The organism is Synechococcus sp. RC10B2, assembly GCF_047502635.1.
In genome coordinates, this window is record NZ_JANSHO010000012.1 from 72,066 (window position 1) to 97,164 (window position 25,099).

Consider the following 25,099-nt stretch of genomic DNA (forward strand, 5'->3'; position numbering starts at 1 on the left):
GATGGGTTGCCCCTTCAGGATCCCCGGTTTATAACCTGCTCTTAATGTCGCTGCGCTAGTATCAGTCCTGCCCTTAGTGGATGCGACTGCATTTTATGAATACCCGTCGGACTTTCCTGGCTGCTCTGGCCGGCCTGGCGGCTGCCGCTGGTGCTGCCTTCCTGGCTGCTGACAGCTTTGCCCAGTCTCCTGCCAACGTCAAAGTTTGGATTGCCTTTACCGATAACCGTCTCGATTGGGCCCGTCAAAAGGCGGCAGAGTTCAACAAGCAATTTCCTCAATACAATGTAACTGTTGAGGGCTACGGCAACTACGAAGAAATTCAACAGGCCACCGACCTCGCTATTCAACAAAAAGCCGCTCCGGCAGTGGTGCAGTGGTTTGAGGTGGGCACCCAACGGGCACGGGATTTCGGCTACTTCAAGTCCATCGCCGAGGCGCTGGGCAACCGCACCGAAGTGAACGGGATCCCGGTGAACTTCGAGGATTTTATCGAGCCGGTGGTGAGCTACTACACCCTGGATGGCAAGTTCACCTCCATGCCCTGGAACAGCTCCAGCCCCATCCTCTACTCCAACACCGCCATTTTGAAGAAGGCCGGGATCGAGAAGCCGCCGGCCACCTGGCAGGAGCTAGAAGCCGCCTGTGAGAAGATCATGGCGCTTCCCGACGCTCCCCAGGGGTGCGTCACCTGGCCCAACCACGGCTGGTTTTACGAGCAGTGGATGGCGCAGCAAGATGCTCTCTTGGCCAACAACGAAAATGGCCGTGCCGCCCGGGCCACCCAGGTCTTTTTGGACTCGCAGCCCTCGGTGGCTATCGCCACCTGGTGGAAAGGGATGTATGACAAAGGCTACTACATCTACAGCGGCAAGCAGCGCGATTGGGCGGCCACGGAGCAAGCCATCCAAACCGGCACCGTCGCCATGGCCATCACCAGCAGCGCCGACGCGGCCAACATCACCAACGCCGCCAAGCAGAACAACATCGAGCTGGTCACCACCCGCATGCCCTACAACGCCGACAAGGGTTGGACGGGGAACTTGATCGGGGGCGCCAGCCTTTGGTTGGTGAAGGGTCTGCCCAAAGAGGTGGAAGAGGGGGCGCTGACCTTCATGTTGTGGCTGAATAACACCGAAAATGCTGCCGAATGGCACCAAGTGACCGGCTATCTGCCCATTCGCAAAAGCTCGGTAGCCTTGCTGGAGTCGCAGGGCTGGTTCAAGGAAAACCCCAACTTCTTCACTGCTATCGACCAAATCAACAACTCCAAGGTCACTCCTGCCACCCGTGGGGCGTTGCTGGGAGCCTTTCCTGAGATTCGCAATGTGGTAACCCAGACCATGGAAGATCTCATGCTCAAGGGCGGGGATCCGGCCCAAGCCATGGCCAGGGCCAACGAGACTGCCAACCGGCTTCTGGCCGAGTACAACTCCCTCTATCAGTAATTGGTCAGGAGCTGGGCTACAGCAAAGCAAAATCTGAGGATGGGGGGTGGGCGGCGGCCTGCCCCTTTTTGGCTTTTGCAAGGTTGGATGGGAGAGAGAACATGGGGAAATGGATCCAAGTGCTGCTGCCGCTGCTGGCGGGGTTGTCGGGGGCCCTCTGGGTGGGATCCCGTTTTCGGCGCATCGAGCGGCCTGTGCTGCTGGGGGCGGCTCTGGGGGGGCTGGCAGGAGGGTTGGGATCCCTGATCTTCATGGTGCCGCTGGATTTTTGCACCTTTGAGCCGGAGCGCAAGGCCATCGACCTCGCTTTTGGCGTGGGGTTGGTGCTGGCGGGCATGGCCATCCCCCTCTGGCCGCTGCTGGCCTGGATCCGCAAGGAGCGGGAGCGCCGCCTGGGGATCCCCAGTGCAGCTCCCCAAGAGAGGGGTATCTTCAAGCAGGGGTGGCTGGCCTGGCTGCTCTTGTTGCCCACCTTCGCCATTTTGGTGGTGTTTCTCTACTATCCAGGGCTGGATACCCTGCGCCTCTCCACCCTGCTCACCTTTGTGGGCGCGCCGCGCAGCCGCTTCGTCTGTGTGGACAACTTTACCGCTCTGCTGACGGATGCCACCTATCTGCGCAGCCTGGGGATTACCTTCGCCATTTCGGCGGCCATCGTGGTGTTGGGGCTGAGCGGATCCCTGTTGATTGCCACGCTGGCCTACCAGCCCATCCGCGGGGCGGCAATCTATCGCATCTTGCTGATCTGGCCCTACGCCATTTCGCCAGCAGTGGCCGGTATCATCTTTTTCATTATCTTCAACCCCTTGGGCGGCGTAGCCAACTACTTGCTGGGGTTAGTAGGGATCCCACGTTTGAACTGGCTGAGCGATCCCAATTTAGCCCCTTGGGTGGTGATCTTTGCCAGCGTTTGGAAGCAAATGGGCTACAACATTTTGTTTTATCTGGCTGGGCTGCAAAACCTGCCTAAAGATTTGCAGGAGGCGGCTGCCATCGATGGGGCGGGGGCCCTTCGCCGCTTCTTTTCCATCACTCTACCGCTGCTTTCCCCCATCACCTTCTTTTTGGTGATCACCAACATGACCTACGCCTTTTTCGATATTTTCGGCACCATTGATTTGCTGACTGCCGGCGGCCCTTCCGGATCCACCTCGGTGTTGATGTACGAGATCTACAAGATTGGCGTATCGTCAGGCAATTTGGGCAGGGCAGCCGCCCAATCCATTGTGCTCTTCTTAATTGTGGTGGGCCTGACGATCCTGCAATTCCGCACCACCGAGCGGAATGTAACGTATGGGGGATAACGGGGCTGGGGGAGAGAGCAAAATCTAGGATTCGTCAGCTTCCGACGGCTTAGAAGGGTCAGACAACTCGCGCCATTGCTTGAAAACATTGCCTAGGTTGCGGCGGAACTCGTCAATCCCCAGCAGGGATCCCGGCTCTGGATCCCAAGAAGCCGAGAACACGCCGTAGCTAATGCCCAAAAAGCCAAGGCCGAAAAAGGCCAGCGACTCCACCAAAGTAAAGTAGGGGGGCAGGGCTATCACATGGTTGGTTAAGAGATAGTAATTGACAAAAAAGCTGCTCAAGCCAAGGCCAGAAGGGATCCCGGAAAAGACCAAGATCCGCCGCACCATACGCCGGCTGACCTCAGGGGGAATGACAGCAACCGGCTCTCTTTGGGTCGGTTGCGTCTCCACCTGAGCAGGGGTAGAGCTGGAGCGGCGGCGGGAGGCTTTGGAATAGCGGCTGGACTTGCCCACGAAGGTAGCTCTCCGACAGTGATTTAGCTAGCTGCCTACTTTTTCACCCGAATGTTCAACCGTTCGGCCAGCTCCCGGAAGCGGTCGGGAGAACGTTTGGCAATGTAGTTGAGCAGCCGCTTACGCCGACCGATCATCATCATTAGGCCGCGGCGCGAGTTGAAATCTTTCGGGTTTTTCTGAAGGTGCTGCGAGAGTTGGTTGATACGGCTGGTTAGAAGAGCAACTTGTACCTCGGCAGAGCCGGTGTCAGTGTCGTGAAGTCGGTAGGTCTCGATAATCTCCTGCTTCTCTTGCTGCAGTAAGGCCATAAGTTCACAAAAACTGGATGCACTGCCTCAGAATGATAACATCGGCTTTTCGTCCTTTGCTATAGCCGGGTTAGGGGGAGAAAAGGAGATGACGACAACTTCTGGGGATCTGCCGGCCTTGCTGGAGCTGTTGAGCTCTCAGAACTTGGGGGATCGGCTGCGCGCCGTCAACAAGGCCAGAGAGCTCCCCGCGACCGAAGCCTTGACGCTGTTGCAGCGAGCTGTAACCGACGAGAATGCCCGCGTCCGCTATGCCGCCATTAGCCAATTGGGCACGCTCTCCGGCGCAGGTGTCGACCCGGCTGCCCTTTTGCCGATTCTGCGACAGTTTTTGCGAGAGGACCCCGAGTTCGATGTGCGGGCTGCCGCCGCCGCCGCCCTGGGGGATCTGAAGCAGCCACAGGCCCTAGACGATCTGCTAGAGGCTTACCGGCGAGAGACGGAGTGGCTGGTGCGCTTTAGCATTGTCGCCGCGCTGGGCGAGCTGGGCAACCCCGCCGCCTTCGACACCCTAGTGCAGGTTTTACAGGAAGGAGACGAGCTGCTAACAACAGCCGCTGCCGCTGCCCTGGGAGATCTAGGGGATCCGCGGGCCATCCCCCATTTGGAGCCCCTCATCGATTCGGACGATTGGCAGTTGCGCTACCGCGTCTGCATTGCTCTAGCCCAGCTCGGCACCGAAGCCGCCCGCCCCGGCCTAACCCGGCTGGCCCAGGATCCCCAAGAGCAGGTGGCCGCCCACGCCCGCACCGCCCTGGCATCTCTGTAGGCAGCAAGACCACCAAAGCTTGCCTCTCCACCGCCCAGACCGGCCTCCCTCCTCAAGAGAGGCGAGCTAGCTCATGGCATTGATGATGTAGTCGAAATAGGGGGCAGCCTCGGCGGCGGAGTCCGGATCCAGCAGGCTGAGGGCTGCTTCCTTCAAGAACACGATCGCATCGATCATACCGGCAATGGGCACGTTGAGGGCATTGTACATCTCCCGCACCCCTATCAAGCCGATGGACTCGATCGGCTCTTTGCTGCCGGCAATGATGCCATAGGTCACCAGGCGGAGATACCAGTCGTAGTCCCGCAGGCACTGGTTATAGCGCTTTTCGCCGTAGGCATTGCCGCCGGGTTGTATGTATTCGGGTCGCTTGGCAAATAGCTGCTTCTGCGCCTGATCGATAATGCGTTTTTTGTTCTCAGTTAACACCTGAGCGATCTGCAAACGCTTCTCGCCGCTGCTCATGTAATCTTTGATAGCTTGCAGTTCGCTGACGGAGAGATAGCGCAGTTGGTCGTCCGCGGTCTCGATGATCTGGTTGATCACGCTCACGGTAGGAATTCTCCTGTTTGCTAACTTGCTTTCAATTCAATTTGTTCACCAATCCGGCACCCATCCCGCAAGCCAAAGCTCGGCTCAGGAGATGAGAATATGGCCCAGAAAGCCAGCCTTGCCGCTTGCTCTCAGTTTAGGATAGGGCGAGCTTTCCCTCAAGCACCCACCCTGCGGGGCAGCGACCTCAGATGCGCCCCCGCAGCCATTGGGCCATCTCGTTGCGCCGCGGAGCCGCCTCCAGACACACCTCCTCTGTAATGCGCCCCTCTTGGTAGAGCCGAAACAGCGACTGGTTCATGGTACACATCCCCTCGTAGGAGCCGTCGGCAATCAGCTCCTCGATCTCGTCCACGGCACCCCGTTTGATGTAGTCGCGGATGGCATCGGTGTTGCGCATAATCTCGTGGGCAGCGGTGCGCTTGCCGTCGGTGGTGCGCACCAGCGTCTGGGCAATAATTGCTACTAGAGTCTCGGCCAGTTGCAGACGCATTGGCTCCTGCTCCTCTGGCCGGTAGATCCCCAAGAGACGCTCGATGGTGCGGACGGCGCTGTTGGTGTGCAGGGTTCCAAACACCAGGTGGCCCGTCTGGCCGGCCTTGAGAGCCGTATCCACGGTTTCGCGATCCCGCATCTCCCCGATGAGGATGATGTCCGGATCTTCCCGCAGCGAAGCCTTGAGGGCGTTGGCAAACTCCAGGGTGTGGATGCCGACCTCCCGCTGCCGCACCAGCGATTTCTTACTCTGGTGGACGAACTCGATGGGATCCTCAATCGAGATGATGTGCTTAGCAAAGTTGGAGTTGATGTAGTCCACCATCGCCGCCAGGGTTGTGGACTTCCCGGAGCCGGTGGGGCCTGTCACCAGTACCAGGCCCTTGTGCTCCTCGGCAATGCGCTTGAGCACCTCCGGCGCCCGCAACTGCTCCAGCGTCAAGATCTTGAGCGGGATCAGGCGCAGCACCATGGCAGGCCCTAGCAGAGAAACAAAGCAGTTAACCCGGCAGCGCACCAAGCCCTCGTACTGGATAGCGGTATCCAGCTCCAGGCACTCCTCAAACTGGCGGATTTGGTTCTCCGGCAGGCTTTCCCGCAGCCAGCTATAGAACACCTCGGTGGTGGTGACCGGGTAGTTGCCTATCACAATTTGCCCCCGATCCCGGAAACGGGGCACCTCTCCCACCCCCAGGTGAATATCCGAGTAGCCTTTTTCGTAGGCTTCCTGCACCAGTTGGCGCAGCGTCGGTCCAGCGGGGGCAGACTTAGGAGCAGCGGCGGCCACCGGGATCCGTCCAGCAGCCGTGGGGCGAGCCGGCGGCCCAAAAGGCGGAGCAGCCGAACTGGGGCTGGGGGGAGACACCTGAGGCCGGGCAGCAGGAGCTGGAGGGGGCGGAGACATCTGCGGGGGAGTGGCAGGGCCCGGCATGGGCACCGGCGTCTGCGGGGGGGCGACGGCCACATCTGGGGGGACGGGCCGGCCCAAGATGGGCTTGGGGGCGCTGGGGACAGGACGGGATCCGCTCCCGACAGGGGGAGGAGCAGCCCTGCCCAGCACCGGATCTAGCTGGGTTGGGGGTTCTGCCGAGGGCGCTTGCGCGGCCGCACGCGCGGGGCGCTGGATAACAGGCGGGGTCGGCGGCTTCCAACCGGAGTCTAAGTCGGTGGGAAATTGATTTTCGGGGCTAACCTCGCTCATAACAGGCCTCGCTTCTGGCAGGATCTGCGTCGATTTTAAGCTAGTATGCCCAGCCAGAGCAGAGGATTAGCTTTCTTGCCGGCAAAGCGCCGCGGCATCCTTAAAGGTTGGACGGGTGGCGAATGAGGCTCAAAAACTCCTCCCGCGTGCGGGGATCCTCCTGGAACACCCCCACCATCGAGCTGGTGACCGTCCAAGAGCCCGGCTTTTGCACCCCCCGCATCACCATGCACATGTGGGTAGCCTCGATAACCACCCCCACCCCATAGGGATCCAGCATGGTCATCAAAGCTTCCGCGATCTGGCGGGTAAGGCGCTCCTGAACCTGCAGGCGGCGGGAGTACATCTCGACAATGCGGGCGATCTTGCTCAGGCCCACCACCTTTTGGCGGGGGATGTAGGCAACATGGGCCTTGCCGATAAAGGGCAAGAGGTGGTGCTCGCAGAGGCTGAACAAAGTAATATCCCGCAGCAGCACCATCTCGTCGTGGCCCTCGTCGAAGATGGCGCCGTTGATGAGATCTTCCAGGGACTGCCGATAGCCGCTGGTCAAAAATTTCAGGGCGGCCACCACCCGCTCCGGCGTTTTCTTGAGGCCCTCCCGCTGCGGCTCCTCCCCAATTCCCCGCAGCAACGTCTCCACTGCCGCTACCATCGCCGGATCCAGGCTCTCTGAGCCCTCGGGCCCTTGCCCCGCCGCATGGGACAGATCTCGGACAAGGCGAGACTTCAGGTTGGCTTTGTCGTTGAGTCGAAACTCGGCACCGGATCCAGGCTTGGCAAGAGTCATAGCAGGATATTCCTTGGGTTGAACGAAGGGTTGAAGGAACTTGTCGAGGGAGGCGGTGCAGGCAGATCTCCTCAAAAGCTCAGTCACAAAGGCCGTTACAGGAAAAGCCAGCTCCAGCCCGGCCTAAAAGGCCCCTGCTGCCGGCATGAGGGTCAGATCTTCCACCACGGCACCCTTGGGCAGGCGAACGATGTGGGCAATCAAGTCCGCCACCCACTCCGGCGAGAGCATTTTGGAACGGTCGAAATCGACCTGAACTGTATCCCAAAGAGGTGTATCCACAGCTCCGGGACACAGGCTGATCACCCGAATGCCATGCTGCCGTTCCTCTGCGGCCAGGGCTTGAGAAAAGCCCAGCAGGCCAAACTTACTGGCGCAGTAAGCCCCCCAATTGGGAAAGGCTCGCTTGCCCGCAATGGAGATAATGTTGACAATCGTGCCGCAGCGCTGCCGGCGCATCGCCGGCAGGACGGCTTGGGCACAGAGAAAAGCTGCCGTCAGGTTCAAGTCGATCACCCGCTGCCAATCGGACAAAGATAAGGTGGCCAAAGGCCCGACATGGGCTATGCCGGCGTTATTGACCAAGACATCACAAACACCAAATTGATCCAGGAGAGCCTGCAACCGCTGCGGCAGGGCTCTTAAGTCGGCCAAGTCGATGGGAAAAACCTCCGCCTTTCCTCCCTTTGCCTGGATCTCCGCCTGTACCCCCAGCAAATCGGGATGGGAACGGGCCACCAGAGCAACTGCCACCCCCTGCCGAGCTAGGGCTAGGGCCACTGCTTTGCCGATCCCTCGACTGGCCCCCGTAATCAGGGCACGTTCGGGAAACTGGGTCTCAAAACTCATCCACAATAAAACTCTGGGATGCGCCGTCGAGAATAAGCGCCACCAGAGCCTGGGAAACTTCGTTAACCCAGTGTAACACTAATTCCTGCCTGCCCCTCCAAGCAAACAGGAAAGACTGGCATCGATCCCTCTCCGCCGCCCTCTAGCTGACTGGCGTCGGGCCGGGAAGGATCTGAGGTATGGTAGTCTGGTAAAGATAGTGAAAATCTTTTGCAACAACGATCATGGCCGAGTTTTTGATTTCCTCGACGTCCACCGCTGCCCGGACGGACTCTCCCTACATTCTTGAGGTTGAGCACATCAGCAAGGGGTTTCCCGGCCAGCGGCAGTTGGTTTTGCAGGAAGTGGCGTTTCGCCTGCCCCAGGGAGACATTCTGGGGATTGTCGGCCCATCGGGCTGTGGGAAGACCACTTTATTGCGCACCATTGCCGGCTTTGAGCAGCCAGACAGCGGGCGGATCCTGCTGGGGGGGCGAGTGGTGGCCGGGGAGGGGCAGTGGATCCCACCGGAGCGGCGGGGGGTGGGGCTGGTGTTTCAGGATTTTGCCCTGTTTCCCCACTTGGATGTGTTGGCCAATGTGATGTTTGGCCTCCGGCCCACTGCCCTGTTCGCGTCGGCAGCGGGGGGCGGCAGTCGCTCCTCCTCGGCTGAGGTGGGAGGCGCTGCCCAACAGGCGCGGGAACGGGCTGACGAGGTGTTGCGGTTGGTGGGTCTAGAGGACTACGCCCACCGCTATCCTCATGAACTTTCAGGCGGGCAGCAGCAGCGGGTGGCCCTGGCCCGAGCTCTGGCCCCCAAGCCCAGCCTAATCCTTTTGGATGAGCCGTTGAGCAACTTGGATGTGCAGGTGCGCTACTACTTGCGGGAAGAAATCCGCAAAATCCTCAAGCAAACCCAGACCTCGGCCATTTTCGTTACCCACGACCAAGAGGAGGCTCTCTGCCTTTCCGATTGGGTGGCGGTGATGCGGGAAGGGCGTATTGAGCAATGGGGATCCCCGGAGGAAGTCTATCGGGAGCCGGCTACCCGCTTTGTGGCGGAATTCATCGCCCAGGCCAACTTTCTTCGCTGTGAGCGGCGGGAGTTCGGTTGGCAAGCTGAGGGGCTGCTGCACATCCCATTTCAGGCTTTGAGGGATCAGCCCGATCCCCATCTGCGCCAGGGAGAGCTGATGATCCGGCAGGAGGAGTTACGTCTGCATCCCAATCCCCAGGGGAGAGTTACCATTCGGGATCGACAGTTTCTGGGGCGAGAGTATCGCTATTGTCTGGTTACAGAGACGGGCAAGCAATTGCACGCCCTGGCGCGGGAAGCTTTGCCGGTGGGCACGCGGGTTCAAGTTACCGTCGAGCAGGGCCGTCTGTTTCCCATTTCGGAACCTCAGTCAGTAGCGGGATCGGGAAGCAAGAGCTTTGCCTGATGGGATCTTTGCCCTCAGCCCAGGCGCCCCACGCCGCTGCCGCGTTCCCAGGATCCTGCCTTCTCAGCCCAGACTCTACAGCCAGAGGATGGAGGGGCTATCTGTATTTGGTGTGGATCCGCTTTGTTAGACTCCGTATATAGTAGGAGGTGATGCGGGATCCCCACCCAAAACGAGGGCTTTACCCCTCGACAGGGGTTGAGCAAATGCTTTAACCTTGCCTTCTAGGGTGGCCCAGGGGGCGCTCGTCAAAAAGGGTAGAGGGGCGTAGTGTCAGCAAGGGCCAGCTTCGCCAGGCGCTGTCCCCAAAGTCCCAAGAGTGCGCCGCATGGCCAGCCTGAGCTGTGTTGAGCAAGGTGAGCTTGGTCAGCTCCTCTTGGGCAGAGGTCGTCGGTTAGTGTTTCAGGGATCTGACCCAATAGCAACGAAGACAAGGCGTGATGCCAGGAGTAGAGATGAAAATGATGCGCGGTAATGCAGTGCCGCTTTTGGGATCCCTCTGCCGCCGTAGAGCTCAGGCAGGCGGGCGGGCCGCGTTCGTAGCGGCAGTTCGCAGCACCCTCCTGCTGGGGTTGGCGGGGGTGATCTGGGGGGGAGTTCCTACTTTTGCTCAAGGGGGGCCCCTCTCGACTCAGGCAGTGGCAGCCCCCATGAGTCGTCAAGAAGTGGCGGAGCGGCTGAATCTGGTGCCGGTTTTTGCCATTGTGTCTCAGAACGGCACCCCTGTGGTCGCTAACGTAGAGCGGGAGGGTCGCACCATCCAGGTGGCTTCTTTCTGGCTGGATCAGAACCAAGCCCAGCAAGCGTTGGATCAGGTGAAAGCCAAGAACCCTGAGGTGGGCCAGCAAGCCCAGGTGGTGCCCATTCCCTTGGGCTACGCCTACGAAAAGTCGGAAGAAGAGCGGGCCAAGAATAGCAATCTGTACTTTGAGGTGGTGCCTCGGGCTGCTGATGTGGAGGCGGCCAAGCAAGTGCTGAAAGAAACGGGTCAGGAGGTGCCGCCGGAAGTGATCGGCGTGCCGCTGTTCTATGGCCGCTCGGGAGAGGGGTTGCTGACCATCGAGCAGGATGGCCAGGAGGTGGTGCCTTTCTTCTTCGACCGCAACGACCTGAAGGGGGCTTTAGACCGGGCGGCGGCGCAGAACCCCGAGGTGGTCGGCAAAACCCAGATCGAGGTCACTTCCCTGGCCATCGTGGTGGAGCGCATGTTAGCCCCTGACGCCCAGGAGGATGTGCAGAAGATCGCTTTCATTCCGCCGCGCGCGTCGCTGGAGTACGTGCAATCGTTAATTCGCTCTGCCACTCCCCAGCCTCAGCGGCGTTGACCTAGCTCCTGATGGGATCCCCCTCTGCGCTGGTGCAGCAATTGCTGGCCTGGCGTGCCCAGGCTCTGCAGGCGGCGCAAGCCGCCGGCATCCCTCCTCAGGAGGTGGAACTTCTGCTTAGGGAACGGCTGGGCTGGGGATCGTTGGAGCGCTTGCTGGGTCGGCCCCCGACGCTGCAGGGGGATCCGCTGGCGGAGGTAGAGGAGCTGTGGCGGCGCCGGCTGACAGAGCGCATCCCCCTGCAGTACCTGCTGGGAAGGGTAGAGTGGGCAGGTTTGAGCTTGCGGGTAACGCCAGCGGTGTTGATCCCGCGCCCGGAGACCGAGCTGCTGGTGGAGCAAGCCTCCCTTTGGTTGCAGTCTAACCTGCTGCCGCCGGGATCCCCTTTTGCCGACCTGGGCACCGGCAGCGGGGCCATTGCCATCGCTTTGGCCCAGGGGCATCCCCAGTTGCAGCTTCTAGCGGTGGACGTGAGCCCAGAGGCTTTGGCCGTTGCGGCAGCCAATGTGGCGGACTATCATCTGCAGGAACGGGTGAAGCTGTTACAGGGATCCTGGTTTGCGCCTTTGGATCCCTGGCGAGGTCGGCTGCGTGGCCTGGTTTCCAACCCGCCCTATATCCCCACCGGGGAGCTGGCCTACCTCATGCCCGAGGTACGGCTGCACGAGCCACGACAGGCCCTCGATGGCGGGGAAGATGGGCTGGTGCACTTGCGGCTTTTGATTCAAAAAGCACCGGATTACTTGGCCCCCAACTCCTTTTGGGCGGTGGAGGTGATGCAAGGCCAAGCCCCTTGGGTGGCGGAGCAGTTGCAGGCCAGAGGCGGCTATCAGCAGATCCAAGTCCACCGGGATTTGGCCGGAATTGAGCGGGTGGTCAGCGCCCACTTCGTCGGCTAGAAAGTTGGGAAGAAAAAGGTAGGATCCAGGAGCGCGCCGTTGTCAAACTAGCTAAAACCCAAGGCTCTCCATCCGAACGCCCTGCTTCGAACATCAACGGGATCTCCTACCTTTTGTCCGAAGTACCTCTGGAGGAAACCCTTGCCCGCAGCAAAACCCGATCCTCCCTCCCAGCAGGCCGCTGCTGCCGTCAGGCAAGAGGCGGTGGATTGGCAGTTTGCGTTTGAGCGCTCGGAGGTGATGCGCGCCTTTCAGCAGGAGCTGCTCGTCAGCATTGGCCACGAGCTGCGCAACCCCCTCAGCAGCCAGATGGGATCCCTGCAGTTGGTGCTGTCCGATCTGTGCGATTCCCGCGAAGAAGAGCGGGAGTACCTTCAAAGTGCCAAAGAAGCGGTGGAGCGCCTGATCCAGTTGCTCGAGGAGTACAGCCGCCTGGCCCGCCACGACCTGCCCATTCAACCCTTGCAACCGAAGCCGACCCGACTCCGTCCCCTCCTTCAGGATGTGTACAGCCTAACTCGCCTACAGGCCCAGGATCAGGGCATTCGCTACGAATGGCCGATCCTACAACCGCCTTCTGCCTCTGAGCTGCCCGCCCTCCCGGACAGCCTTATGGTTTGGGCGGATCCCCACGGTTTGGTGCAGGCTCTGCTGGGGGTGTGTCGCTGGGGTATTCGCACCCTACGCTATGGTTCGATGGCTCTACACCTCTATCCCATCGCAGCAGCGGAGGGGCGCCTGTGCCTGGAGTGGAATCTGGAAGGGCGGTGCCATGTGCCCATCCAAACAAAGGGTTGCGCTGCTTGGCGGGTGAGCGAACGGCTCCTGAGAGAAATGGGGGGCGATCTGGAGCTTGGCGAAAGCAGCCTCCACCGGGTTGTCATCAAGGTAATCCTGCGCCTCGCCCAGTGATTTGGATCTGGGAGATCTGAAAAGCTTAACCTTCGCGGCGCAAGGCCAGCTCAGCGCGATCCAGTTGCATCAGCACCCGCTCCACCTTCTCTGGGTCAAGAGGCCGCTTGGAGGTGCGGTAGTGGGAGGCCACGGTGTTGAACACGGTGCGCAGAGTCGTAAAGGATTGCAGCTTGTCGTAGCGATGGCCATGGTAGCGCCCTGCAAATTCTTGAATGGCCTCCATCGCTTCCACCTGCGCCTCCTCTGGATTCATCACGGGATCCGCTTCCGAGAGAACGGTGCGCAGGGTTTGGATCAGGGTCATGCTGTCTTCGTAGTACTTGCCGGTGAGGCGGGCCGCCTGAGCGCTTGCGGTCGCCCAGCCCAGCATCAGGGTGACCGAGAGGAGCAGGCCGAGAAAACGTAGAAAAAAAGGTTTCAGCATCGGAAGGTTGCCCAATGTAACTTATCTTTAAGCATAAGTCACAGCGACACCGGAAGAGGAGCCATCGAAAAGATGCTGTCCACTTTCTTCAACCACTTGCTGCCGGAGCTCGCCCGGTACAGATCCCACGCGATCATGTTGGGCATGATCTTGGGGTTTGCCTGTGCTCACAGTGGGCTGGCCCACTTGCGCCCCTGGGGGGAAGCTTGGCTGGGATCCCGTCTGTACCGCCTTCTTTTTGCGCTGGTCAGCCTCAGCTTGGCTCCGCTGTTGCTGATCTACTTTTTGAACCATCGCTACGACGGGGTGATCCTCTGGGATCTCCATGCTGTCCCCGGCATTCACACCACCGTTGTTCTTTTGTCGGCGCTCTCGTTTTTCTTTTTGTATCCGGCTACCTTCAACTTACTGGAGATTGCTGCCATTCACAAGCCGGAGATTCACCTGTTTGAGACCGGGATCATCCGCATCACCCGCCACCCCCAAATGGTGGGCCAGGTGATCTGGTGTGTGGCCCATTCCCTTTGGATTGGCTCCAGTTTTATGCTGGTCACTTCCCTGGGGCTGGTGGCCTACCACCTGTTCGCCGTCTGGCACGGGGATCACCGTCTGGAGCGGAAATACGGCCAGGCCTTCCGCGATCTCAAGGCCCGTACTTCTGTGATCCCCGGCTTGGCCATTCTGCAGCGGCGACAACACCTGCAACCGCGAGAGTTTCTGCGCTGGGCCTATCTGGGGGTGTTCAGCTTTGTTGTGATTCTTTATGCCTTTCATCCGCAAATGGTTTCTGCAGCCAGCGGGGTTGCCTGGTAGCATGATCCCAAACAACTTCTTTAGTCTGGGAGTGATGAACTTGCAAGTTGCTTTAGATGCTTTTAATCAAGAACTTTTGACAAGTGACGGGTTGGTGTTGGTGGATTTTGGTGCCCCTTGGTGTGGCCTGTGTCGCTTCATTCAGCCGATTACCGACCGTCTCGCAGCAGAGTGGGGCGGCGCGGTCAAGGTGCTGCGGGTGAATGTGGACGACAATTTTTGGCTGCCGCGCCGCTATCGGGTGCGCTCGCTGCCGACCTTAATTTTGTTTGAGAAGGGTCAAGAAGTGCAAAGGCTGGAGCACTTCGCCAGCCGCGATGATGTGCTCCGCCGCTGCGAGCAGTTGTTTCTCGCTCGCCTGCGCTATGTGGGTTCGGGTGCCTGCTCCTCCTCGCTGGACCCCCAAGCCCCGCCGCCAGGGGTGTAGAGGGTGAGCACATCGCCGGCTTTCAGGGGGCGGCTGATCTTGCTGGGCAAGGGATCCCCGTTGACGAGGTTGATCCCCAGCTGGCCAGGTTCGCCGCCTTCTTCCCCTTGCGGGGCATGGTGGCGCCGGTCGGTGAGCAGGGAGAGGGTGCAATCTTGCAAGGTCTGGATGGAGCGGATCAGCCCCCACCCGCCCCGCTGGCGGCCATGGCCGCCGGAATCTGGGCGCAACTCGTAGCGCAGCACCCGCAGGGGATACTCCAGCTCCAGGGCTTCGATGGGGGTGTTGAGGGTATTGCTCATGCCCACGTGCACCCCATCCAGGCCTGGTCGCTGCTGGCTGGCCCCCTGGCCGCCCCCCAGGGTTTCGTAGTAGGTGAAGTGGCGGTTGCCCAGCACGCAGTTGTTCATGGTGCCCTGCCCCTGGGCGATGGCACGGGATCCGGCCACCGGGGCCAGGGCTTTGAACACCACATCGGCAATGCGCTGCGAGGTTTCCACGTTGCCGGCCACCACCGCCGCCGGAAATTGGGCATTGACCAGGCAGCCGGGCGGGGCCACAATCTCGATGGGATCCTCCAGGCCGACATTGCTGGGGGCAGTGGGATCCAACAGGCAGCGCAGGGCAAAGAGCACCGCCGAGCGGGTCACGGCCAGAGGCGCGTTCAGGTTCCCCGCGGTGGCCGGGGCTGTGCCGGCGAAGTCCACCCGCAGCCTCTCCCCCTTGACCTCTACCTGCACCCGGATCTCAATGGGCTCAGGCGGATCCCCGTAGCCCTCCAGGTAGTCGCAGGCGGTGTAGATCCCATCGGGCAGAGCGCGGATCTGGGCCTGCATCCGCCGTCGGCTGTAGGCGATCACCCCGGCAATCAACTGCCAGGCCTCCTCTTCCCCGAACCGGGCCAGCAGCTCGCCAAACCGGCTCACCCCCACGGCGCTGGCCCCCACCTGGGCCTGCAAATCTCCCCGCCGCTGCTCAGGGTTGCGCACATTGGCCAGGATCAGGCGCAGCAGATCCTCCTGCCAGCGCAGCTCCCCTGTCGAGGTCATCTGGGCCAGCCGTAGCGGCGGGATCACCAGCCCCTCCTGCCAGATTTCCGTAGAGTCGGCGGGCATGGAGCCGGGGCGCATCCCCCCAATATCGGCATGGTGGGCGCGGTTCACCGCATAGGCACAGACCTGTTCTGGATCCCGCAGGCCGGGGATGGCCGTAACCACCGTGATATCCGGCAGATGGGATCCCCCCTGGTAGGGATCGTTGAGGACGAACACATCGCCGGGCCGCGGGCCGGCTGCCACCACCGCCCGCACCGCCTCCGAGAGAGCTCCCAGGTGAACTGGAATGTGGGCCGCCTGGGCAATACAGGCCCCTTGGGCGTCGAACAGGGCTGTCGAGCAATCCCGCCGTTCCTTGATGTTGGCCGAGTAAGAACCGCGGATGAGGCGCGCCCCCATCTCCTCGGCGATCCCCGCCAGCGCATTGGCCATCACCTGCAGCCGGATGGGATGGGTATCCATGCCCCTCACAGCCTGCGCCCCAGCCAAACAGCCACCCTGCGGATCCCTTGCCAAAACTGCAGACGGCGCTGCCAGCGGTCGAGGGTATGGCGATTCTCCCGCAGCCGATCCCGCAGGCGCAGCAACTCAGCCGGCGTGGGAGCCAAAGCCCGCTCAGCGGCTTCCCGCCAATCAGCCATAGCCCGCTCCGTAACCCAGAGCGCCGACCGCAGGTTCAAGAGGACAGGAATCAGGGCAAGCAAGGCTAAAAACAGCAGCCCATTGAGGCCGCAAACCGCCCAAACTGCCCACTCTGTCCCTAGTGCAGCAGTCACAGAGAGCTCAGCAAGGGATCCCTGGCAACACTCACTGCTGCTGCAGCATCAAGGGGCGCAACACACGGCCATCGCCGACCACAACCACCGTCGATAGCACTTGTCCGCCGCGCCGGAAGGTAATGGGTACCCGCTGGCCCACGGGGGTGTTTTGGATAATTTGCTGCACATGTTGCACCGAGGTGACCCGCTGCCCGTCCACCCCAATCAAAATATCCCCCTGGGCCAGACCCGCTCGTTGAGCCGGGCCATCCTGGAGCAGGCCAACCACCTGCACCCCTTGAACTCGAGGCGCAGGGCCGAACAGGCGACGGCTGATAGCGCCTTGAGCCGGCTGTCCATCCACCGCTTCGATGGCAACCCCGATGAAACCGTTGCCTACGACAGCAGGCGACACCTGAGCCCCGAAACTGTCAACCTGAACCGTGGGGCTGTAGAAGTTGTAAGCTTCACCCCCAACCGAGTCACAGGGGTAGGCCACAACAGCATCTGCCAGCAGGAGGGAGGCGGGCAGGGCGAGGGCAAGCTTGAACAGAGTGTTCGGTTTCTGCATAGTTCGAGCCTGGAAACGGCGAAGAATAACAAGTTGAGATCCGCAAAAGCATTGGGATGGATCGACCAGCCCGAGAGAGACAGCGGAACCCATCAACCGGGCAGCTTGCACCGCCCTTCCCTCAGTGATAAACCCAAAATCGCCAACTGTCGATAGGCTTGGCCGTGCTTTGGGGCTAGATCCCAAGGTTTTGCCGGCATTTCTGTAGCAATTCTTCAAGCTCTTGGGATCCTCAACCCGGCCTATCTCAGCGGCTCACAGACCAACGCAGCGATCGGTGGCCTGCAGCAGGGCGGTGCGGATCCCGGGCTCGGTGATGGAATGGCCGGCATCGGGAATGAGATGAAACTCCGCCTCTGGCCAGGCCTGGTGCAGTTCCCAGGCGGAAATGGGGGGGCAGACCACATCGTAGCGCCCCTGGACAATGACAGCCGGCAGATGGCGCAGGCGCTCCACCCCCCTGAGGAGCTGATCTTCAGGATCCAGAAAGCCGCCGTGGACGAAGTAATGGCACTCGATGCGGGCAAAGGCCTCGGCAAACTCTTCCCGGCCAAAGCGCTCGATGAGCTCAGGGCTGGGGATCAACTTGCTGGTGCTGGCCTCCCAGATGGCCCAGGCGCGGGCCGCCCTCAGGCGCACCTGGGGATCGGGGTCGTTGAGGCGGCGGTGGTAGGCTGCCAGCAGGTCATCCCGCTCGTTGGGGGGGATGGGATCCAGGTAATGTTCCCAAGCATCGGGGAACAGGTAGCTGGCCCCCGACTGGTAGAACCAGCGGATCTCAAACGAGCGCAGCAGAAAAATGCCCCGCAAGATAAACCCCAGGCAGGATTGGGGGTGGGTTTGCCCATAGGCCAAGGCGAGGGCGCTGCCCCAACTGCCCCCGAACACCCACCAGCGCTCAATGCCCAGGTGCCGGCGCAGCTTTTCGATATCGGCCACCAGATCCCAGGTGGTGTTCTCCCGCAGCTCGGCGTAGGGGCGGCTCTTGCCGCAGCCGCGTTGATCGAACAGCACCACCCGCCAGCGGCTGGGCTCGAAGTACTGCCGGTAAAGGGGATCGATGCCGCCGCCGGGCCCTCCGTGCAAAAACACCACCGGCTTCCCGTCTGGGTTGCCGCACTGCTCGTAGTAGAGGGTGTGCAGGGAAGAGACGGGGAGAAAGCCGTGATCGTAAGGCTCGATGGGCGGGTAGAGGTCGCGCTGCATAACCAGAGATTCTAAGGATCAACGGCCAGCCGCTCAAGGCCTGCGCAGGGCGATGGTGGCCTTGGGCGGGATCCCTTCCTGGAAGGTCTCGCCATCGGCGGCCACGATGACGAACTGCAGCTCTTGTCCCGGCTGGGCGCCCAGATTGCTCCAAGGAATAGCCACCTCCAAACAGGCATCCACCACCGCTTTCACTTGGTGGCTGATGGCGTGCCAGGTGTGGTACTCCCCTGCCTGCAAGAGCTGAGCCTCGACAGGGGCGGGATGCTGGCCGGTGCCGGGGGGCGGCAGCGATAGCTTCAACAGGTGGCGGTAGTGGTAGTTGAGGGGGGCTTCTGCCGGCAACCCTTGGAGGGGAATGGGGCTGTTGACGGTGACGCAGTTGGGGTAAAACCACAGCACCTGCAGTTGCTTGGGCCGCTGCACCACCGAGTTAAAATCCAGCCGCAGGTAGAGGTTGAAGTGATCGAACCCGTACCAGAGGCGGCGGACGACGCTGTTGCGGTGCATGGTGCCGCGGGCGGCGCCGATCTCCACCCGCCCGGCTTGGCTCCACTCCCGTTCGGCGGGGCGGCCGTTGATGGCCGGGTGGATAAATCCTTGCGGCAGGCGATCCCCCAGCCCATCGTGATCCTCGAGAGGGAACTGCAGCACTGCCGGCACGGCCTCTCCCAAAGCGGTGTAGAGGGCCTGCAGATGTTCCCGAAACAACTGGTCGAAAACGGCATCGTGGGCCGAGGAATGGCCCGCCCCAAACCACCAGAACCAGTCGGATCCCTCGGCGGCCCAGAGGGCTTCCCAGGCTTCGGGATTGGCGTGAGGGTGATCCTGAATGACCTGGCGGGCTTGGGCCAGGAGCTCCCAGGCGCGGTTTTTGACGGGATCCCCGATCCAAGTGGTAAAGTCAGCTTCAATCCAGGAGCCGCTGTGCAGTTGTTCGGCTGGCAGAAACTCCGTAGGGGGAAACTGGTCCAAAAACTCCGAAACCGTCACCAAGCGCAGCGCCGGGTGCTGGCTGAGGCGGGCATAGAGGTTCTCCAGGAAGGGCCGGCCATCTTGGGGGTAGTACTCCCAGCAATTTTCCCCATCTAGGGCGATGGTGACCAGCCAGGGCTGTTCCTGGGGCAGGCGGTTGCGGATGCTCTCCAGGTGGCCGATGAGATCCTTGGCGGCAGCATCGGCGGGCATGGCGCTGTAGCTGAAGCCGATCAAATCGGAGAGGCGGTGATCCCGAAAGACAATGGCCAGATCCCCTGCCTCGCTCTCCAGACGGTAGGGCCGATAGAGCTTTTCCGGCTCGAGGATATGGCCCTGCCCGTCGCGATGAAAGGGTTGGCCCAGGCTCCAGCCCAGCACGCCCTCGTCGGAGATGATCCACTCAAAACCCTGCTTTTGCACGATGGGGACAATGGCCGGGCTCACGGATTGCTCCGAAGGCCACAGACCCCGCGGCTCGCGGCCAAAGCGCTCCCGGTAGATCTGCTTGGCCCGCTCCAGTTGGCTGTGGACATCCTGCTCCCAGTGGAAGGGGTAGCGGGGCAGGGGCAAGCCGGGCCGAGCCACCCGCGCCGAGCGCTCGCTCACCAGCAGGGGCAAGATGGGATGGGTGTAGGGGCTGGTGGTCAGCTCCAGTTGGCCGCTCTCTTGCAGCTTGGCGTGCTGGGGCAAGATGGCGGCCAGGATCTGCTGCTGCTTGGCATAGATCCGCTGCCGATCCGCCAGGGTAAAGCCGGATCCCATCTTGATCCAGCCCTCGATCTCGGGATCCTCGTGGAAGAGGGGATCGAACCAGGAGAGGTTGTGCCAGGCCAGCAGGTCGCTGAAGTCTTGCGGTGTCCAGTACTGTAGGCACCAGTTGATCCCCTGCGATTCCCGCTGTTCGTAGAGCTGGCGGTAGCGGGGATAGGGCTCAATCATGGTGGGGTAATGGCTGTCGAAGAAACGCTCGACAATGAAGCGCCGCTGCTCCGGGGTCAGCTTTTCGACAGGAGATAAAGTCAGCTCCAAATAGGGATCGAAGGCGGAGCCGGCCACGTAGTCTTCGATTTGCACAATCAGAGAGGGCACCAGGTTGACCGTTTGGTGCAGGCGAGGATAGCGCTCCAGCAGCAGAACCAAGTCGAGGTAGTCTTTGATCCCGTGTAGGCGCACCCAAGGCATGCGATATTTACCCGCTATCGGACTTTTGTAGAGGGGCTGGTGTTGGTGCCAAACCAAGGCGATATGCAGCGGGTAGGTCATGGGAGGCACGGGATCCGACCATCACCCGGATACTAGCCCATCTGTCCGGCTCCCGATCGTCAGAAACTCTGGAATGTTGAACGGTGGGGATCCGCCTGGATGGTGCCCACTGCGGGAAAACCTTGTCATTCGCCGGATTTCTCAGGACAATGGCGGCAAATGGAAGAGCTAAGTCATGACTGCTGCTACCCACGTCCTGGAACAGTCGATCGTTGTCTTCTCCCAAAACTACTTGCCCATTAGCCGGGTCAACATTAGGCGGGCGATTGTGCTGCTGCTGACGGGCAAGGCAGAGCCGCTGGCGATGATGAATGTGCCGGTATGGAAAGTGCGCTCCCCCAGCCAGGTGATCGAGGTGCCCGAGCACATCCGCCTGACCATCAAGGGCAAAGAGCGGGCCTGGCGAGTGCCCCCTGTTAACCGGCGGGAGGTTCTGCGGCGGGATCACCACACCTGTCAGTACTGTGGCAGCACCCACAACCTAACCCTGGATCATGTCGTGCCTCTTTCTCGCGGGGGATCCCACACTTGGGACAATGTGGTGACTGCCTGCGAGCGCTGCAACCAGCGCAAGGGCAACCGCACGCCCGAAGAGGCGGGCATGGTTCTGCGCAGCAAACCCCGCGCCCCCCTCCACCCGACGGTGGCTTTTGCCGAGCAGTTTTGGCGCGAACAGCAGAGCCGGCAAGAGCCAATCTACGGCTACAGCGCAAGTTAGAATCGGCAAATTTCGGTTGTTATCGAGGAGGATCCGCGTCGGCCATGATGACCGTAATGGAGTTTTTTGCCCTCAGCGCTGGCGAGTGGATGTGTCAGCGTACCAGCCATCACTTGGCCTTTCGCCGCTCTGAGGGGGGGAGATCGCGGATGCAAATTGCTACCCTTTCGCCCGCCGATCCGGCAGTTATCCAGGTTTGTGAGCTGTTCAAGGTGGATCCACGGCGGGCCGTGGGGGCGGCGCGAGTGCAGTGGAATGGGGAGCAGGAGTGGGACAACGAAGAGTACAAAGGCGATGTGGTGCTGGTTCCCATTCCCGATCCCGACAACCCCATGCGGGGGCAACTGTTGCGGGATCAGGGCTATGCCGAGAAAGTGCCGGTGGCCGGCACCTACGTCATGGGATCGGACGGCGCCCTCACCCTCTACACCGAGTACGAGATGACCGAGTCGGAGGAGCGCATCTGGTTTGCCAGCCCCAACCTGCGCCTGCGGGCCAGCACCGTCAAGCGCTTCGGCGGCTTCAGCATGGCCTCTTTCTGCTCCGAGGTGCGCAAGCTCTCCGCCAGCCCTTCCCCCATCTCGGCTGTGGCTGAATCCCGCTCTCTCTAGGCTGTGGGCTGACCAGAAAGCTTGCCGGCGCCGGATCCCTGGCTTACTGGGGAGAGCCTCAGCCGGCAAGGGATGGGCTAAAACCTCTGTTGGTGGGTCATTTGTAGACGGAAAACCCGGGCTGTGGCGGATCTAAGCGACTTTATCCAGGGTATTGAGCAGCTCATCGAGCTAGCCCAGAAGCTGGACGAGAAAAAAAACACGGGGGGGCTGCGAACCGAAGTGCGCATCCAGGCCCGATCCCTGGGCAGCTCCATCCCCCCTTCTGGTTCTATCCCCCGCCGCCGCAGTGCCCAGACGGGGGATCCCTCCTGGAGCAGCGAGCCTCAGGTGATGTCCACGTCAGGCTGGCGCGAGCCGCCCAAGGCTGACCCTACGCCTGAGGCCACTGTCGCCGACCCCCCCGGCAGCCCAGACACCTGGCCGGGACCGCGCCTCAAGGATGTGGGGGGGTTGAAGGAACAACTGCAAGCTTTGCGGGAGCTGGTGGAGATCCCCCTCAAGCGGCCCGATCTGCTGGCCAAGTTGGGTTTGGAGCCGCCCCGTGGCGTGCTGTTGGTTGGCCCCCCTGGCACTGGCAAGACCCTGACGGCCCGCGCTTTGGCCGAGAGCCTGGGGGTGAACTACATTGCCCTCGTCGGCCCGGAGCTGATCGGCAAGTACTATGGGGAGGCGGAGGCGCGCCTGCGGCAGGTATTTGAAAAGGCGGCCAAGTCGGCCCCCTGTCTCGTGTTCATCGACGAAATCGACGCCCTTGTGCCCAACCGCGCCGCCGTCGAGGGAGAGGTGGAAAAGCGCCTGGTGGCTCAAATGCTGGGGCTGATGGACGGCTTTGTGGCCCAAAAAGGTGTTGTGGTGCTGGCGGCCACCAACCGGCCCGAGGCCCTGGATCCGGCGCTGCGGCGACCGGGCCGCTTCGACCGCGAGGTCATTTTCAAGGTGCCGGATCGGGAGGGGCGGCGGGAGATCTTGGCCATCCACACCCGCGGCATGCCGCTGGCAGAAGATGTGGACTTGGACAGCCTGGCGGATCAGACGCTGGGCTTTGTGGGGGCAGATCTGCGCGGCCTGTGCCAGGCGGCAGCCTATGCGGCCTTGCGGCGGCAGGTGCCGGATCTGGGATCCCCCATCCCCGACTCCTTGACAGTTTCGGCGGCGGACTTTCAGCAGGCCCTGCAACAGGTGAAGCCGGCGGTGTTGCGCTCAGTGGAAATCGAGTCGCCCCAGGTGAGCTGGGATCAGATCGGCGGCCTGGAGCAGGCCAAGCAGGTTCTGCAGGAGGCCATCGAGGGATCCCTGCTGCACCCGGAGCTGTACGAGCAGGCCCAGGCGCAAGCGCCCAAAGGGATCCTCCTCAGCGGCCCTCCCGGCACCGGCAAGACCCTGCTGGCCAAGGCGATTGCCTCCCAGGCCAAGGCCAACTTCATCGCCGTCTCCGGCCCAGAGCTCTTGAGCAAATGGGTGGGATCCTCCGAGCAGGCGGTGCGAGAGCTCTTTGCCCGCGCCCGCCAGTGCGCCCCTTGTGTCATCTTCATCGACGAGATCGACACCCTCGCCCCGGCGCGGGGCAGCTACTCCGGCGATAGCGGCGTCAGCGACCGCGTCCTGGGGCAACTGCTGGCCGAACTGGACGGGATCCGCCCCAGCCAGGGGGTGTTGGTGGTGGCCGCCACCAACCGCAAAGCCAGCTTGGATCCCGCCCTCACCCGCGCCGGCCGGCTGGAGCTGCACCTGAGTGTGGAGCTGCCGGATCGGGCCGGGCGGCGGGAGATCTTGGCCGTGCACAACCGCAAGCGCCCCCTGGGGCCGGATGTGGATCTGGAAGGATGGGCTGAGCGCACGGAAGGCTGGAGCGGCGCCGATCTGGCTCTCTTGAGCAACCGGGCGGCAATTGCCGCCATTCGCCGCCACCGGGCCACTGCCGAGTCGGTGGATCCCAAGACCCTGGTCATCCGCCAGGAGGACTTTGCCCAGGCCTTTGCCGAGCTGCAGCAGCAGCGCCAGGCCACCTAGAAGACCGGGATCCCTTGCCATTCCGGCTGCCGGTGGGCGTGGGCCGCCTCGCCGCAGGTGCGGGGGGTGGGAAAGATCTTGTCGGGATTGGCGATGTGCTGCGGGTCGAGCACCTGCCGCACCCACTGCATGCTCTCCAAATCCGTGGGCGTAAACATCTCCGACATGTAGCAGCGCTTGTCGGCCCCGATGCCATGCTCGCCAGAGATGCTGCCTCCCAGGCGCACGCAGAGCTTGAGGATCTCACCCCCCAGCTTCTCCACCTGCTCCAGGGATCCCGGCACCGACTCGTCGTAGAGAATCAGCGGATGGAGGTTGCCGTCGCCGGCGTGGAACACATTGGCCACCGGGTAGCCGTACTGGCGGCTGAGGCGCTCGATTTCTTTGAGGACATAGGCTAGCTGGCTGCGGGGGATCACCCCATCCTGGACGTAGTAGTTGGGGCTGAGCTTGCCCATGGCGGCAAAGGCCGCCTTGCGCCCCTTCCACAGCCGCGCCCGCTCTTCTGCATCGACGGCCACCTGCACCTGGCGGGCCCCGTTTTTCAAGCAGAGCGCCCTCACCTGTTGGCCGACTTCCTCCACCTCCAGCTCCAGCCCGTCCACCTCCACCAGCAAGATGGCTGCCGCATCCCGCGGGTAGCAGCCCAACTGCACCACATCCTCCACAGCATTGATGCTGAAGTTGTCCATGATCTCCAGGCCGGCGGGGATGATCCCGGCGGCGATGATGTCGGAAACGGTGGCTCCTGCCGCCTCGACGCTGTCAAAATCCGCCAGCAAGACCTGCACCTGGGCCGGCGCCTTGAGCAAGCGCAGGGTAATCTCGGTAGCAATGCCCAGAGTGCCCTCGGAGCCGACGAACAGGCCCACCCAGTCGTAGCCGGGCATCTCCGGGATCTTGCCCCCCCAGCGCACCACTTCCCCATCCGGCAGCACCACCGTCAGGCCGAGGATGTGGTTGGCCGTCACCCCGTACTTGAGACAGTGGACGCCGCCGGAGTTTTCCGCCACATTGCCGCCGATGGAGCAAACCGACTGGCTGGAGGGATCCGGCGCATAAAAATAGCCCTGGGCGGCCACCGCTTGGGTAATCCAGGCGTTGATTACTCCCGGCTGCACCACCATGCAGCGGTTGTCTAGGTCAATCTCCAGGATCTGTTTCATCAGGGTGGTGGCGATGACGACGCTATTTTCCAGCGGCAGCGCCCCTCCCGAAAGGCCGGTGCCGGATCCCCGCGCCACGAAGGGCACCTGGTAGCGGCTGCACAGCTTCACCACCTGCGCCACCTCCTCCGTGGTGCGCGGCAACACCACCAGAGCCGGCCTTTGCCGGTAGCTGGTCAGCCCGTCGCACTCGTAAACCAGCAGCTCCTCCGGCCTGCTGATCACCCGCCGGGGATCGAGAATTTTTTTGAGCTCAGCCCTCAGTTTGAGCCAATCGAAGGTGAGGCCAGCTTGCAACGGGTGAGAGGAGCGAACAGCCATAGGGGGCGGCAGAACATCTCGTGAGGGGGATATCGTC

General features: G+C 61.8%; 25 protein-coding genes. 12 read left to right on the forward strand and 13 right to left on the reverse strand.

Annotated features, from left to right (window positions below; translation table 11 throughout):
- Window positions 1–80 precede the first annotated feature (80 nt).
- Window positions 81–1,448: an ABC transporter substrate-binding protein gene (locus tag NW855_RS02210; RefSeq protein ID WP_414508296.1), complete on the forward strand. Its 1,368-nt coding sequence runs from the start codon at window positions 81–83 to the stop codon at window positions 1,446–1,448.
- A gap of 101 nt (window positions 1,449–1,549) precedes the next feature.
- Window positions 1,550–2,752, forward strand: a complete 1,203-nt coding sequence (locus tag NW855_RS02215; protein WP_228375370.1) for a carbohydrate ABC transporter permease — start codon at window positions 1,550–1,552, stop codon at window positions 2,750–2,752.
- A gap of 24 nt (window positions 2,753–2,776) precedes the next feature.
- Here the strand turns inward: NW855_RS02215 and NW855_RS02220 are convergent, their stop codons facing one another.
- Both NW855_RS02220 and rpsO read right to left on the reverse strand, forming a co-directional pair.
- Window positions 2,777–3,211, reverse strand: coding sequence for a PAM68 family protein (locus tag NW855_RS02220; protein ID WP_011431559.1), 435 nt, complete (start codon window positions 3,209–3,211; stop codon window positions 2,777–2,779).
- A gap of 35 nt (window positions 3,212–3,246) precedes the next feature.
- Window positions 3,247–3,522, reverse strand: a complete 276-nt coding sequence (gene rpsO / locus NW855_RS02225; protein ID WP_011431560.1) for a 30S ribosomal protein S15 — start codon at window positions 3,520–3,522, stop codon at window positions 3,247–3,249.
- An 88-nt stretch (window positions 3,523–3,610) separates the two neighbouring features.
- Between rpsO and NW855_RS02230 the strand changes: the two genes are divergently transcribed.
- The gene (locus tag NW855_RS02230; RefSeq protein WP_099812700.1) at window positions 3,611–4,291 is read left to right on the forward strand and encodes a HEAT repeat domain-containing protein; all 681 of its coding nucleotides are present in this window, start codon (window positions 3,611–3,613) and stop codon (window positions 4,289–4,291) included.
- A gap of 66 nt (window positions 4,292–4,357) precedes the next feature.
- Here NW855_RS02230 and apcD read toward each other — a convergent pair whose 3' ends face one another.
- The 4 genes from apcD to NW855_RS02250 form a co-directional block, all read right to left on the reverse strand.
- Window positions 4,358–4,843: an allophycocyanin subunit alpha-B gene (gene apcD / locus NW855_RS02235; protein ID WP_011431562.1), complete on the reverse strand. Its 486-nt coding sequence runs from the start codon at window positions 4,841–4,843 to the stop codon at window positions 4,358–4,360.
- Window positions 4,844–5,030: 187 nt separating this feature from the next.
- Window positions 5,031–6,269, reverse strand: a complete 1,239-nt coding sequence (locus tag NW855_RS02240; protein WP_414402442.1) for a type IV pilus twitching motility protein PilT — start codon at window positions 6,267–6,269, stop codon at window positions 5,031–5,033.
- A gap of 370 nt (window positions 6,270–6,639) precedes the next feature.
- Complete coding sequence (folE, locus tag NW855_RS02245) at window positions 6,640–7,329, reverse strand: GTP cyclohydrolase I FolE (RefSeq protein ID WP_414402434.1); 690 nt, start codon at window positions 7,327–7,329, stop codon at window positions 6,640–6,642.
- A 123-nt stretch (window positions 7,330–7,452) separates the two neighbouring features.
- Window positions 7,453–8,178: an SDR family oxidoreductase gene (locus tag NW855_RS02250; RefSeq protein WP_414402435.1), complete on the reverse strand. Its 726-nt coding sequence runs from the start codon at window positions 8,176–8,178 to the stop codon at window positions 7,453–7,455.
- Window positions 8,179–8,402: 224 nt separating this feature from the next.
- Between NW855_RS02250 and NW855_RS02255 the strand changes: the two genes are divergently transcribed.
- The 4 genes from NW855_RS02255 (at window position 8,403) to NW855_RS02270 (ending at window position 12,735) form a co-directional block, all read left to right on the forward strand.
- Window positions 8,403–9,599, forward strand: coding sequence for an ABC transporter ATP-binding protein (locus NW855_RS02255; RefSeq protein WP_011431566.1), 1,197 nt, complete (start codon window positions 8,403–8,405; stop codon window positions 9,597–9,599).
- Window positions 9,600–10,054: 455 nt separating this feature from the next.
- The gene (locus NW855_RS02260; protein WP_099884443.1) at window positions 10,055–10,924 is read left to right on the forward strand and encodes a Tic22 family protein; all 870 of its coding nucleotides are present in this window, start codon (window positions 10,055–10,057) and stop codon (window positions 10,922–10,924) included.
- A gap of 11 nt (window positions 10,925–10,935) precedes the next feature.
- Entirely contained in the window at window positions 10,936–11,823 is an 888-nt protein-coding gene (gene prmC / locus NW855_RS02265; protein WP_041438671.1) for a peptide chain release factor N(5)-glutamine methyltransferase, read from the forward strand.
- A gap of 141 nt (window positions 11,824–11,964) precedes the next feature.
- On the forward strand, window positions 11,965–12,735 hold the full coding sequence (locus NW855_RS02270; protein ID WP_011431569.1) for a sensor histidine kinase: 771 nt from the start codon (window positions 11,965–11,967) through the stop codon (window positions 12,733–12,735).
- 25 nt (window positions 12,736–12,760) lie between these two features.
- Here the strand turns inward: NW855_RS02270 and psb27 are convergent, their stop codons facing one another.
- On the reverse strand, window positions 12,761–13,162 hold the full coding sequence (gene psb27, locus NW855_RS02275) for a photosystem II protein Psb27 (protein WP_011431570.1): 402 nt from the start codon (window positions 13,160–13,162) through the stop codon (window positions 12,761–12,763).
- Between the two features lie 72 nt (window positions 13,163–13,234).
- On the opposite strand from psb27, the gene NW855_RS02280 reads away from it, so the two are divergent.
- Both NW855_RS02280 and NW855_RS02285 read left to right on the forward strand, forming a co-directional pair.
- Complete coding sequence (locus tag NW855_RS02280) at window positions 13,235–13,975, forward strand: NnrU family protein (RefSeq protein WP_049749798.1); 741 nt, start codon at window positions 13,235–13,237, stop codon at window positions 13,973–13,975.
- Window positions 13,976–14,009: 34 nt separating this feature from the next.
- Window positions 14,010–14,402 (forward strand): thioredoxin family protein, encoded by a 393-nt coding sequence (locus NW855_RS02285; protein ID WP_011431572.1) that lies wholly within the window; start codon window positions 14,010–14,012, stop codon window positions 14,400–14,402.
- Here NW855_RS02285 and NW855_RS02290 read toward each other — a convergent pair.
- The 5 genes from NW855_RS02290 to NW855_RS02310 form a co-directional block, all read right to left on the reverse strand.
- Window positions 14,339–15,919 carry a hydantoinase B/oxoprolinase family protein gene (locus NW855_RS02290; protein ID WP_041439269.1) on the reverse strand — a complete coding sequence of 527 codons (1,581 nt, stop codon included), beginning with the start codon at window positions 15,917–15,919 and terminating at the stop codon, window positions 14,339–14,341. The two genes, NW855_RS02285 and NW855_RS02290, sit on opposite strands and share 64 nt — an antisense overlap.
- Before the next feature lie 5 nt (window positions 15,920–15,924).
- Window positions 15,925–16,233: a hypothetical protein gene (locus tag NW855_RS02295; RefSeq protein ID WP_099812695.1), complete on the reverse strand. Its 309-nt coding sequence runs from the start codon at window positions 16,231–16,233 to the stop codon at window positions 15,925–15,927.
- 31 nt (window positions 16,234–16,264) lie between these two features.
- Entirely contained in the window at window positions 16,265–16,786 is a 522-nt protein-coding gene (locus NW855_RS02300; protein ID WP_240527784.1) for a PDZ domain-containing protein, read from the reverse strand.
- Window positions 16,787–17,041: 255 nt separating this feature from the next.
- Window positions 17,042–17,992, reverse strand: coding sequence for a prolyl aminopeptidase (pip, locus tag NW855_RS02305; RefSeq protein WP_011431576.1), 951 nt, complete (start codon window positions 17,990–17,992; stop codon window positions 17,042–17,044).
- 33 nt (window positions 17,993–18,025) lie between these two features.
- Complete coding sequence (locus NW855_RS02310) at window positions 18,026–20,233, reverse strand: glycoside hydrolase (RefSeq protein ID WP_099812693.1); 2,208 nt, start codon at window positions 20,231–20,233, stop codon at window positions 18,026–18,028.
- Window positions 20,234–20,408: 175 nt separating this feature from the next.
- On the opposite strand from NW855_RS02310, the gene NW855_RS02315 reads away from it, so the two are divergent.
- The 3 genes from NW855_RS02315 (at window position 20,409) to NW855_RS02325 (ending at window position 23,575) form a co-directional block, all read left to right on the forward strand.
- Window positions 20,409–20,951 carry an HNH endonuclease gene (locus tag NW855_RS02315; RefSeq protein ID WP_011431578.1) on the forward strand — a complete coding sequence of 181 codons (543 nt, stop codon included), beginning with the start codon at window positions 20,409–20,411 and terminating at the stop codon, window positions 20,949–20,951.
- A 47-nt stretch (window positions 20,952–20,998) separates the two neighbouring features.
- The gene (locus NW855_RS02320) at window positions 20,999–21,562 is read left to right on the forward strand and encodes a phycobiliprotein lyase (protein WP_011431579.1); all 564 of its coding nucleotides are present in this window, start codon (window positions 20,999–21,001) and stop codon (window positions 21,560–21,562) included.
- A 123-nt stretch (window positions 21,563–21,685) separates the two neighbouring features.
- Complete coding sequence (locus NW855_RS02325; protein WP_099834738.1) at window positions 21,686–23,575, forward strand: AAA family ATPase; 1,890 nt, start codon at window positions 21,686–21,688, stop codon at window positions 23,573–23,575.
- Here the strand turns inward: NW855_RS02325 and glcD are convergent.
- Window positions 23,572–25,062 carry a glycolate oxidase subunit GlcD gene (gene glcD / locus NW855_RS02330; RefSeq protein WP_240527783.1) on the reverse strand — a complete coding sequence of 497 codons (1,491 nt, stop codon included), beginning with the start codon at window positions 25,060–25,062 and terminating at the stop codon, window positions 23,572–23,574. The genes NW855_RS02325 and glcD overlap by 4 nt on opposite strands.
- Window positions 25,063–25,099: the final 37 nt, after the last annotated feature.